The 10,911-nt window shown below is 42.4% G+C and carries 10 protein-coding genes and 11 tRNA genes; 18 read left to right on the forward strand and 3 right to left on the reverse strand.

The window, feature by feature from the left end; all coding sequences use genetic code 11:
* Nucleotides 1-25 precede the first annotated feature (25 nt).
* Complete coding sequence (gene csrA, locus N480_RS01500) at nucleotides 26-217, forward strand: carbon storage regulator CsrA (RefSeq protein WP_063370778.1); 192 nt, start codon at nucleotides 26-28, stop codon at nucleotides 215-217.
* A 54-nt stretch (nucleotides 218-271) separates the two neighbouring features.
* Here the strand turns inward: csrA and N480_RS01505 are convergent, their stop codons facing one another.
* A complete protein-coding gene (locus tag N480_RS01505; protein WP_063370779.1) occupies nucleotides 272-736 on the reverse strand; it encodes a YcxB family protein in 465 nt (154 codons plus the stop codon).
* A 517-nt stretch (nucleotides 737-1,253) separates the two neighbouring features.
* Between N480_RS01505 and N480_RS01510 the strand changes: the two genes are divergently transcribed.
* The 4 genes from N480_RS01510 (at nucleotide 1,254) to N480_RS25735 (ending at nucleotide 4,750) form a co-directional block, all read left to right on the forward strand.
* Complete coding sequence (locus N480_RS01510) at nucleotides 1,254-1,499, forward strand: OadG family protein (protein ID WP_063370780.1); 246 nt, start codon at nucleotides 1,254-1,256, stop codon at nucleotides 1,497-1,499.
* A gap of 10 nt (nucleotides 1,500-1,509) precedes the next feature.
* The gene (gene oadA / locus N480_RS01515) at nucleotides 1,510-3,294 is read left to right on the forward strand and encodes a sodium-extruding oxaloacetate decarboxylase subunit alpha (protein WP_063370781.1); all 1,785 of its coding nucleotides are present in this window, start codon (nucleotides 1,510-1,512) and stop codon (nucleotides 3,292-3,294) included.
* A gap of 9 nt (nucleotides 3,295-3,303) precedes the next feature.
* Entirely contained in the window at nucleotides 3,304-4,434 is a 1,131-nt protein-coding gene (locus N480_RS01520; protein WP_063370782.1) for a sodium ion-translocating decarboxylase subunit beta, read from the forward strand.
* Between the two features lie 136 nt (nucleotides 4,435-4,570).
* Entirely contained in the window at nucleotides 4,571-4,750 is a 180-nt protein-coding gene (locus tag N480_RS25735; protein ID WP_063370783.1) for a hypothetical protein, read from the forward strand.
* A gap of 58 nt (nucleotides 4,751-4,808) precedes the next feature.
* Here the strand turns inward: N480_RS25735 and N480_RS01530 are convergent, their stop codons facing one another.
* The gene (locus tag N480_RS01530; protein ID WP_063370784.1) at nucleotides 4,809-7,865 is read right to left on the reverse strand and encodes a hybrid sensor histidine kinase/response regulator; all 3,057 of its coding nucleotides are present in this window, start codon (nucleotides 7,863-7,865) and stop codon (nucleotides 4,809-4,811) included.
* A gap of 255 nt (nucleotides 7,866-8,120) precedes the next feature.
* Here N480_RS01530 and N480_RS01535 point away from each other — a divergent pair.
* From N480_RS01535 to N480_RS01590, 12 genes are all read left to right on the forward strand, one after another.
* Nucleotides 8,121-8,196: transfer RNA gene (locus N480_RS01535), tRNA-Phe, on the forward strand.
* 10 nt (nucleotides 8,197-8,206) lie between these two features.
* A tRNA-Thr gene (locus N480_RS01540) sits at nucleotides 8,207-8,282 on the forward strand.
* Nucleotides 8,283-8,359: 77 nt separating this feature from the next.
* Nucleotides 8,360-8,435: transfer RNA gene (locus tag N480_RS01545), tRNA-Phe, on the forward strand.
* 70 nt (nucleotides 8,436-8,505) lie between these two features.
* Nucleotides 8,506-8,581, forward strand: a tRNA-Phe gene (locus N480_RS01550).
* A gap of 11 nt (nucleotides 8,582-8,592) precedes the next feature.
* Nucleotides 8,593-8,668, forward strand: a tRNA-Thr gene (locus tag N480_RS01555).
* A 105-nt stretch (nucleotides 8,669-8,773) separates the two neighbouring features.
* A tRNA-Phe gene (locus tag N480_RS01560) sits at nucleotides 8,774-8,849 on the forward strand.
* Between the two features lie 12 nt (nucleotides 8,850-8,861).
* Nucleotides 8,862-8,937, forward strand: a tRNA-Thr gene (locus N480_RS01565).
* A gap of 125 nt (nucleotides 8,938-9,062) precedes the next feature.
* A tRNA-Phe gene (locus N480_RS01570) sits at nucleotides 9,063-9,138 on the forward strand.
* Nucleotides 9,139-9,149: 11 nt separating this feature from the next.
* A tRNA-Thr gene (locus tag N480_RS01575) sits at nucleotides 9,150-9,225 on the forward strand.
* Between the two features lie 32 nt (nucleotides 9,226-9,257).
* Nucleotides 9,258-9,333: transfer RNA gene (locus N480_RS01580), tRNA-Phe, on the forward strand.
* A gap of 10 nt (nucleotides 9,334-9,343) precedes the next feature.
* A tRNA-Thr gene (locus N480_RS01585) sits at nucleotides 9,344-9,419 on the forward strand.
* A gap of 196 nt (nucleotides 9,420-9,615) precedes the next feature.
* Complete coding sequence (locus N480_RS01590; protein ID WP_063370785.1) at nucleotides 9,616-9,879, forward strand: DUF1289 domain-containing protein; 264 nt, start codon at nucleotides 9,616-9,618, stop codon at nucleotides 9,877-9,879.
* Here N480_RS01590 and N480_RS01595 read toward each other — a convergent pair.
* Nucleotides 9,863-10,543 (reverse strand): hypothetical protein, encoded by a 681-nt coding sequence (locus N480_RS01595; RefSeq protein WP_081231709.1) that lies wholly within the window; start codon nucleotides 10,541-10,543, stop codon nucleotides 9,863-9,865. The two genes, N480_RS01590 and N480_RS01595, sit on opposite strands and share 17 nt — an antisense overlap.
* A 163-nt stretch (nucleotides 10,544-10,706) precedes the next feature.
* Here N480_RS01595 and N480_RS01600 point away from each other — a divergent pair, with 163 nt between their 5' ends.
* Complete coding sequence (locus tag N480_RS01600; RefSeq protein ID WP_063370787.1) at nucleotides 10,707-10,910, forward strand: DUF3283 family protein; 204 nt, start codon at nucleotides 10,707-10,709, stop codon at nucleotides 10,908-10,910.
* Nucleotide 10,911 lies beyond the last annotated feature (1 nt).

The raw sequence follows: 10,911 nt of genomic DNA on the forward strand, positions 1-10,911 counted from the left end.
ATTTTGGAATAACAGGAGCAAGAGAATGCTAATTCTAACTCGCCGTGTAGGCGAAACCCTGATGATCGGTGATGAAGTTACAGTAACGGTACTTGGTGTGAAAGGTAATCAGGTGCGTATCGGCGTAAATGCACCTAAAGATGTTTCGGTTCATCGTGAAGAAATATATATGCGAATTCAAGCGGAAAAATCTAGTCCGTCTTCAGGCAATATGTAATTAACAATAAACTACCTCATTGCTTGGTATAGAAAAATAGCCGCTTTAAAGTGGCTATTTTTTTGTCTTGTGAAATATAAAATCGTACACATCTTGGTTCAGAACAGTACCCGATATATATTGATTGTGTCGCTGTTGCTGAATAATAAGGCCTTGCTCTGTTTTGATTACCTTTTCAATGTCATGCCACTTGACTGAAAATGCGCGGTAAGGATTTTCAGCTTTTATGCCTTCATCATCAATGGTGAGCAGTACTTTAGAGCCACTTGCTCTACTTAGCATTTGTCTGGCAACCCACCAAGGGCGTTTATAATAGAATGCGATTCCCTCTATTACAGCAAGTATAAATAGAAAGTTACCTAAGTAGGTTTGGCTAAGTAAGTAATGAGCTACAAAGCCGAGTGATACAAGAAACGCGATAAGCGCATACTTTGGCTTATGGTACTGGCTCATTTTCACAGATTCGTCAAAGCACTCCTGAAAATAGCGCTTGTCTAAAATGAATTCACTTTGAAACACGAGTAATCCTCAAGTTGATAACCGTCAAATTATACGTGGTTATTTTCTTGGTTTAAATCTTATTTGGTGTTCACTAATGTGATTATCGGTAAAGCCCCAGTACCTTATTTAGTAAAAAGAAGCGACAAGAGTACTAGTAAGAGTGCAGTTTTCATAGATATTTAACTAGATGTGAAAGTATTGCGAAAAGTAAACTCCCACTTTCGGTATGACCAATTTTTTGGTGGCTGTTTTTAATACCAAGGTGCTGAATCCTTCTCCTTTCTTTGGGTTATTTTTTGTCTATATCTTGAGTATTTTTCATATTTATTAGGCTTTTAATCCATTGTTTTGCCATGCTTGCAGACTAAGTGTGTGAATCATATACAAAAACACTTATTGGTAATACCAATTTACAAGTCGCTTTACATGAATAAAAGTTTTGATATGATGTTTGAATAAATATTTACAAAAGTTGCCTATCTATTTCTTTGGGTGGGTATTCATAAACAAATAAATAACAACTAAGGGGGCACAGATGGAGATCAGCGAATTGCTTATGCAGGCAGCCAACCTCATGTTAACTGGCATGGTTGGTGTCTTTATCTTCTTATCAATTCTAATTTTTGCGGTGAAAGGGTTATCGAAAATCAGCGCATCAGAGCAAAGTCCTGAGCAACCTAAAGTTAAACGTAAATCTCAGCGTGGTGACACAGCGGGTGTACCGGCCGCACATGTTGCAGCTATTAGCGCTGCGATAGCGCAGTTTAGACAAAATAATTAAGGGGTCTACTATGTCAAAATTAAAACTCACAGAATTAGTACTAAGAGATGCCCACCAATCTTTACTTGCGACAAGGATGCGTTTGGAGGACATGTTACCAATTGCTGAAGAGCTGGATAAAATTGGATACTGGTCGGTAGAGTCTTGGGGAGGCGCTACCTTTGATGCATGTATCCGTTATCTTGGTGAGGATCCTTGGTATCGTATTCGGGCGCTAAAAGAAGCCATGCCCAACACAAAGCAGCAGATGCTGCTTAGGGGCCAAAACTTGCTCGGTTACCGCCATTATGCAGATGATGTTGTAGAAAAGTTTGTTACTCGTGCACATCAAAATGGTGTTGATGTTTTCAGAATTTTTGACGCTATGAATGACGTTCGAAATCTTGAAACAGCAATTCGCGCGGCAATTAAGGTTGGTGCCCATGCACAAGGGACAATTTCATACACTGTTAGTCCGGTACACAATTTAGAGAAGTGGTTAACCCAAGCCAAACAGCTTGAAGAGTTAGGTTGCCACTCTATTTGCATCAAAGATATGGCTGGCTTATTAAAGCCCTATGATGCCGAAGTGTTGATTTCAGAACTAAAACGTACTGTCTCTATTCCTATTGCCATGCAATGCCATGCGACTACTGGTTTAAGCACCGCAACGTATCAAAAAGCTGTCGATGCTGGAATCGATATGCTGGATACGGCAATTTCCTCAATGAGTATGACATATGGCCATAGTGCAACTGAAACTCTGGTTGCAATTGTTGAAGGTACGGATAGAGACACCGGCCTTGAATTAGACAAACTTGAATCGATAGCGGCTTACTTCAGAGACGTACGTAAGAAATATGCAGCGTTTGAGGGCAGCCTAAAAGGGGTTGATGGACGTATTCTGTCTGCACAAGTGCCTGGTGGCATGCTAACGAATATGGAGAATCAGTTAAAGGAACAGGGTGCGGGCGATAAATTAGATGAGGTGCTCAGTGAAATACCTCACGTTAGAAAAGATCTTGGCTTTATTCCTTTAGTTACGCCAACGTCTCAAATCGTGGGTACGCAAGCAGTATTAAATGTACTCACCGGAGAGCGATATAAGACTATCACCAAAGAAACCGCTGGTGTATTGAAAGGCGAGTATGGCACAACGCCTGCGCCTGTTGACGAGAATTTACAAAACCGAGTTTTAGATGGTGCCGACGCGATTACTTGTCGACCTGCGGATTTAATAAAACCGGAGTTGGATAGTTTAGAGCAAGAACTACTCGGACTGGCAAAGCAAGACAACATTGAACTGGCTGAAGAGATTGTCGACGACGTTTTAACATATGCATTGTTCCCACAGATTGGACTCAAATTCCTTAAAAACCGCAACAACCCAGATGCATTTGAGCCAAAGCCGAGCTTAGTTACTGCGCAGAGCCAAGCTGCTGCAGATGTTAAATCTTCCTCCACGGCTAAACAAGGTAATGAGCGCTATAGCGTGAGAGTCGATGGCAAAGTGTATGATGTTGTTGTCGCCGCAGGCGGAGAGTTAAAAGAAGTTGCGGTCAAAGACAGTGAGCTTATACCACAGTCGGCCTCGGTGAGTTCAGGGGAAACCTTAAACGCCCCCCTGGCAGGTAATATTTTCAAAGTACACGCAAGGCCTGGAGATGATGTCGTACAAGGTGATGTCGTTTTAATTATGGAAGCGATGAAAATGGAAACTGAAGTACGCGCTACTTCTAATGGGAAAATTGCGGATATCTTAGTGTCTGAAGGTGACTCAGTTTCCGCGGGTGACGCGATCATCGAGATGGCATAAGGGTGTAAAATGGATGGATTATTAAATTTATGGCAAGCAACAGGGCTTGCCAACCTGACTTTTCCAGCCCTGTCCATGATAGCGGTGGGCTGTGGATTACTGTACTTAGCAATAGCAAAAGGCTTTGAACCTTTACTATTGGTACCCATTGGATTCGGGGCTATTTTGACAAATATCCCTGTGGCTGCGTTAGCGGAACCGGGTGGTTTGCTGTATTACGTTTATTACATCGGTATTGATAGTGGCGTTTTTCCATTACTTATTTTCATGGGGGTGGGAGCGCTCACTGATTTTAGTGCACTAATTGCCAACCCTCGCATGTTATTACTTGGTGCAGCTGCTCAGTTTGGGATTTTTGCGACATTATTTGGTGCGATTTTATTAAATTTTATTCCCGGTTTTGAATTTACCTTACAGGATGCGTCGGCAATCGCCATAATCGGTGGCGCTGATGGCCCAACAGCAATATTCCTAGCTTCAAAGCTTTCTCCGGAGCTATTAGGCGCGATTGCTGTCGCTGCGTATTCGTACATGGCTTTGGTACCAATCATACAGCCACCTATTATGCGCTTACTGACTTCTGAAGAGGAGAGAAGTATTGCCATGCCACAGCTGAGACCGGTGTCGAAAAAGGAAAAAGTGCTATTTCCATTGATGGTATTGGCGCTAACACTATTATTTTTACCGGCGGCGTCACCGTTGGTGGGGATGTTTTGTCTGGGCAATCTAATGCGAGAGTCTGGTGTGGTCGATAGACTCAGTAATACGGCACAAAACGAGCTCATTAACATCACGACGATTTTCTTGGGCTTAGCGGTGGGGTCAAAGTTGGCTGCTGATCAGTTTTTGACTGTGGAAACCCTTGGCATCTTACTGTTAGGTGCGTTGGCATTTAGTATTGGCACAGCCTCTGGTGTTTATATGGCAAAAGTTATGAATCGCGTATCTTCTAACCCTATCAATCCTTTGGTGGGAGCGGCAGGAGTGTCAGCTGTGCCTATGGCAGCTAGAGTTGTAAATAAAGTGGGTTTAGAGTCGAACCCTCATAACTTCTTATTAATGCATGCTATGGGGCCCAATGTTGCTGGTGTTCTAGGTAGCGCAGTCGCAGCAGGCATACTGCTCGCTTTGGTCGGTTAACAACACTCTCCAACCTTTTTGTGGGGCTTCGGCTCCACAGTTTTTCTTCCTTTCTTAGAGCTTCTGTATAAATAACGGGCCAAAATTAAGCCTTCGTGGTATAACTTGATAGAATAAATTTGGCTCGAGTGATTATATGAATATCATTGTTATTTTAGTTTGTTTGGTAATTGCATTAGTGGTTTTGATCCCCTTACTTGAGAAATATAATAGTAAAATCGGGCTCAATAAAATGGAGAAGTACTCTAAGTATATAATCCCTTTGGCGATGGCGGGCATTGTAGTCAATATGATCTATTCAATGGTTCAAGGTTGAACCTGCGCAATTGCAGGGCAACACACATGATGTTGCCCTGTGAGGTGTGTCTGGCGGTTTAAATAGCTGATTGCTGTAAAAACTGCTGGATAAACTCAGTTGCTCTTTGATAAGCCAGTTCTAACTCATCTCTTAACTGAATAAGTTGATCACTTGAAAGCTCTTCCTCTTTACAACGTGTTTCAAAGCCTTCAGCAAGCAAAGCCACTTGTTCCGCGCCTATGGTCCTAGAAATAGATTTAAGTTGATGACAAGCTTCAATAATTTCACTTTGGCTAGATGAGATTACCGCGCCATTAATGTCCCTTGCTAACTCGCTACTCTGTTCTAAATACATTCTGAAAAAGCGCAGCCTTTTGGCATCATCGTCATTCACATACTTGTTGAGTTGATCCATGTTGATAGGTTTTTCTGGCATTTCTACTTCTGCTTTTTGTACCGCTGGTACCTCATCAACAATTGGGCTCTCTACCTCTACCTCAACTTCTACTGGAGGTTCGTAGCTTTGGGGCTCAACAATAGGTTGCTCCTCAAGTGGTTGATGTGAAGGAGCCACTGGTTCACCGATATCATAATTGGGCTCAATAGCAACTGGTTCCTCTGTCATCTGACGCGCTTCTGAGTAAACAGAATCAGGTGAGAAACTGGTCTCAACTTGAGGCTCAGGACTTGTGTTTGTTGCGGGTGGTTTTTCCGGCAGTGTCGGCTTAGCAGTAGGCTGTGACTCAGCGGGTTTACCAACTTGAGCCCCTGTAGCAGACTGCCATTTATCAAGTGTTGCCTCGAGAACATTCAATTCAACGGGTTTTGTTATGTAATCGTTCATGCCGGATGCCAAGCATCGATCTCGTTCACCTTTTAATGCGTTTGCTGTAATCGCAATGATATATGGCTGTGCATTGATATCCGGTGCTTGTTCAGCGATATCTCGAATTTTGGTTACCATGTCATAGCCGGACATTTTCGGCATATGCAAATCAGTAAGGACAACTGCATAGTGGCCTTTTTGCCACATTTTTAAACCTTCCTCACCATTTTCTGCTACTTCAACTCCATAGCCAAGCAGATGGAGCTGATCAGTAAGCACTTGTTGGTTGAGTACGTTGTCTTCTACTAACAGTACCAGTTTGTTTTCAGCTTTAGCGTCTTCAGTATTCAAATAACTGTTCATTGAGCGAGAAGGCTTAAGCTGTTTCGGTTTATGTAACCCAACAGCGACCAACACTGCTGTCATAAAGCTGGTTTTACAAAGTGGTGCAGCATTCAAGTAGAATATATGGCCGTGGTTAAGTGCTGACTCGTCCATGGTACTTAGAACGATAACCTGTTGGTTATTGTGCTCCAGAGAATAAAGTAAATCGCGCAGTTGTTGATTTACCTTATCCATTCCATCAAGGCCATCAAGCACCCAGACAACATCTTGTTCATATTGATGTTCGCCCATCTCACTGGCTTCAAGCACAACAACAGAGTTCGCGCCCATAAACGAAAGGTAACGTGCCAGAATTGCACGGCGGTTTGGATTATGGGTAAAGGTGACAATTTTTCTGCCTTCTAAGACGCCTTTATTGGCGTACTCAACTTTGCCGGTGATACTAAATGGTAATTCAACAACAAACTCGCTGCCCATCCCAATATCAGATTGCACATTGATTGAGCCCAGCATTAATTCTACCAAACTCTTACATATAGAAAGGCCTAATCCGGTACCGCCATATTCGCGCGTTATGGAGCCTTCAGCTTGAATAAACGGATTAAATATTTCTCTAAGCTGTGCTTGAGTCATACCTTTACCGTTATCAGTGACTTTAAATCTTAACGTGTAATGCTCAGAAGTGTTTTGTGCGACTTCTACAGAGATTTTTACGAAGCCCTGCCTGCTTTCATCTGTTGAGGTAAATTTAATCGCATTGCTACAAAGATTATAAAGTACTTGGCGAACCCGCACGGCATCACCCACCAAGTTACTAGGAATATCCGGAGCAATGGCGAGTTGTAAATCGAGTTTACGCTTCTTGGCCACAGAGGACAGAACGCGTGCCACTTCTTCAATGGTTTCGGAGACCGAAAATGCACTGCTATCAATTTGTAACTTACCTGCCTCGATTTTAGAGAAGTCGAGAATATCATCGAGGATACCGAGTAGCGAGAAAGCGGAATCTCGAATAATCGTCGTTAAACGATGCTGTGCGCCATCTAATTCGGTTTGACGTAATAAGTCTATGGTGCCGATAACCCCATTCATTGGTGTTCTGATCTCGTGGCTCATAGTTGCCAAGAAGGTAGTTTTTGCCTCACTTGCTCGTTCAGCATTTAGAGTTGCCTTCTCTAAAGCAAGTGTCCGCGCTTGAACTTCTGTCTCTAAGCTGGTTTGAAGCTGTCTTAATTCGTTTTGTGCAGCCTGGTTACCTTTAATAATATCGCGTATTTGATTGATCAAGGCATTGATACCGATAGATGTTTGCGACAAACCAAAGCTGAGGTTTTCTGTGATGTGGACCTCATAATCCTTTTGCGCAACTAAATGATCAAGCTCGGAATTGAGCAGCTTCAACTCTTTCGCTAGTTTTCCTACAACCTGCTTTTTTAAGAAAAGCGCGAATGCGACTGTAAGTATAAGCGCGATTAGGGCGAGTACGTAACTCAAAGGGTTGTCTTCGGGAGCCGCAACTTGGGGGGCGGTATACACCAAAATTAATTCACCAACAGGCATATTGTCCAAGGTCAATGGTTGATGAACAATCGTTTGGTCGTTCACCGTGAGCTTGCTACGTTGCTTGATTGGTGCGATTGGAAACTCATCTGTTTGAAACACGAGGCTAGGTTTTCCCATGCCACTGTCAGCATATAAGTACGCATTGATGTCAGGGTTACCTGCTTTGACCGACGTCAGCATCTGTTTGGCATAGTTATAACCAAGCTTCATCATCGTATTGCTAAGCGGCGCTGCTAAATCTTGAGCCTGTAACACGAGATCTGGCTGGCTATGTATTGTGGTTTGTGTTTGCTTTGGCCATAAATAGGCTGCAAGTGCAGAAACACTGGCAATTATTAAGGTAACAAAAACAAACAGTGGCACAAAGCCTTTAATCTGTGCTTGTGAAGAATTTTCCATTGAAATAATCCGAGCAAATAACTTTCAAGTCGAGTTTTTATAAGTAAGTGTTAATCCTACCACCTACAGTGGATGATTTCTCTACGTTTTTACTTCTTTATTATGGTTTGTGATTAATATGAAGTGTAAAAGCATGTATGATTTTCATCCTTTTTTAGCTGATTTTTGTTAGTTTTGCATGAATTGTGCGCAAACAAATTATATTGCAAAAAAATAGTTGACTTGAAAGGGTAAAACTCGTTTAATACGCCGCACGCCCAGATAGCTCAGTCGGTAGAGCAGAGGATTGAAAATCCTCGTGTCGGTGGTTCGATTCCGCCTCTGGGCACCATTTTCGGTGCGCCGACTTAGCTCAGTTGGTAGAGCAACTGACTTGTAATCAGTAGGTCATCCGTTCGACTCGGATAGTCGGCACCATTAATTTATTCGAATATCTGTTTAATACAGCTTATTTGAATGGAATTGAGAGCGCTTAGCTTTCAATAAATAGCATTGCCCAGATAGCTCAGTCGGTAGAGCAGAGGATTGAAAATCCTCGTGTCGGTGGTTCGATTCCGCCTCTGGGCACCATCTCTAAGATGGGAAACAAACAAAATAACATTGAGACCTGTTATTGGACTTCAGTGTTTAAAGAATATTTGCCCAGATAGCTCAGTCGGTAGAGCAGAGGATTGAAAATCCTCGTGTCGGTGGTTCGATTCCGCCTCTGGGCACCATAATTCGGTGCGCCGACTTAGCTCAGTTGGTAGAGCAACTGACTTGTAATCAGTAGGTCATCCGTTCGACTCGGATAGTCGGCACCATTTATTCTTTAGAAGTAATCATAATTAATGCTTAGAACGCTTTCAAAATGAAGCGATTCATATTGCATAAAAATCCTTGGTAGGATTTTTTATTAAAAGATTTTTGCCCAGATAGCTCAGTCGGTAGAGCAGAGGATTGAAAATCCTCGTGTCGGTGGTTCGATTCCGCCTCTGGGCACCATCATTTCGGTGCGCCGACTTAGCTCAGTTGGTAGAGCAACTGACTTGTAATCAGTAGGTCATCCGTTCGACTCGGATAGTCGGCACCATTTACTTCTAAAAATATACCCTGACACAACTCAAAGGTTTGCACTTGTGGCAATCCTAGGTGAGATGTCAAACTTATAAATTGTATTGAAAGTCCTTTGTGGAAGTTCAAAATTTAAAGAATATTGCCCAGATAGCTCAGTCGGTAGAGCAGAGGATTGAAAATCCTCGTGTCGGTGGTTCGATTCCGCCTCTGGGCACCATTTTTCGGTGCGCCGACTTAGCTCAGTTGGTAGAGCAACTGACTTGTAATCAGTAGGTCATCCGTTCGACTCGGATAGTCGGCACCATATTTATTCTTTAAAAGTAAAATTTAATTATTGCCCAGATAGCTCAGTCGGTAGAGCAGAGGATTGAAAATCCTCGTGTCGGTGGTTCGATTCCGCCTCTGGGCACCATTTCCGGTGCGCCGACTTAGCTCAGTTGGTAGAGCAACTGACTTGTAATCAGTAGGTCATCCGTTCGACTCGGATAGTCGGCACCATCTCCTTTTCTAAATTACTCGCGATAGCCGCTTTAATTGCTTGCTTCATCTTTATCCAATTGTTGTCCTCTTATCACATGCCTTACTTCCTAGTTTGAGTAATTATCAACTAAAATTTGAATAGTGTGTTTAGTCATGTAGTATCGACTTTAGTGATCTTTTTTGTTGATAGTTGGAATCTTTATTGACCTTAAGTATGGAACAAATCGAAATTTTTCCGATCCCAAGTCCATGCAAAGGGATCTGTGAAGTGAATAATCGCGGCTACTGCAAAGGTTGTTTTCGCAGTAGGGAAGAGCGTTTTTGCTGGAATAAAATGACAGAACAGCAAAAGCGGACGGTAGTTGAGTTATGTCAACGCAGGAAAAAACGCGTATTAGCAAAACAGAAAGCTGACGCACAAGCGACATCTGAAACCAACACAGGTCATCAAGAAGATTTGTTTAAATCCGATACTTAGCTTTTAAAACGGCTGTAACCCCTTTTTTCTCTAACTTCTTTAGTGTCTGTTTTAATCTTGGGATTAGGGCGGAGTGTTTTTTATGTAAATAGTGAAAACTTTCGATAGTCATCAAGTCTTCAATCTTAACGGCTTCCATATCCATGTAAGGAAGGTGCTCTCTGAGGTGGAAGTCAACGATAAGCGCGCCTTGCACTTTTTTTTGCATCAATAGATTAAGTTGTGCGGCTGTACTTTTAACTTCAATTAGCTCCCCTTTATATTGATTGTCCATCATGTATTGGTACGCGACTAAATAGCCACTTTGTACAACGAGCGAATCCAGTTGATTGAATGTACAAACCAAACAATGGCTTATTAACTGAAGGTTGAATGAATACAGCGGGTAGTCCACATAAATTAAGTTAGCATAGCTGTCTGTGACGCCTGCAATACGACCTAGTTGGCCATCGAGCTCCCCCTCATTTGCTGCGATCAATGCACTATGCCTGTCAAAATCAATGATTTCGAGCTTATGGCCAATGTCTTTATAGGCAAGGCTCAGTAATTCAATAACATAGCGAGCTTGTGCGGTGTCGGCTGGTCGATTGAAGTAAAGCGTTTTGGCGCTGGCAACGGTGCAGGTGGATAGAAACAGCATACATAAAATTGTTAGATTTCGCACATAGTCTCCTTATCATACGTGTTATCTTATTCTCCTGGATTTTGACTTCGCTCTTGATGCGCAAGGTAGCGTATTTCATCAAGAACTTTGTCATTCTGTACTGCCGTTGTCCAGTTCATATATGATACACTGTTTTCAAGAATTTCAATAATTGTACAGTCTGATGTCCTACAACCTGTGTAATCTTTCTCGAGCGGATAAATACCAAATCCAATTAGAGTACGAAGCGTCCTTTTGGGCATATCAAATTAAGCGTGGGAAAAATACCCGGGAAGCGGTTTACGATGCCATAAATAGTCGACCCCTTTCAGAGCGTGACACCTTAAAAGCCAAGTTTGAACAATATCTTGGGCTAATGTTAGTGTAAT

This window comes from Pseudoalteromonas luteoviolacea S2607, from assembly GCF_001625575.1.
Lineage (GTDB): Bacteria > Pseudomonadota > Gammaproteobacteria > Enterobacterales > Alteromonadaceae > Pseudoalteromonas > Pseudoalteromonas luteoviolacea_E.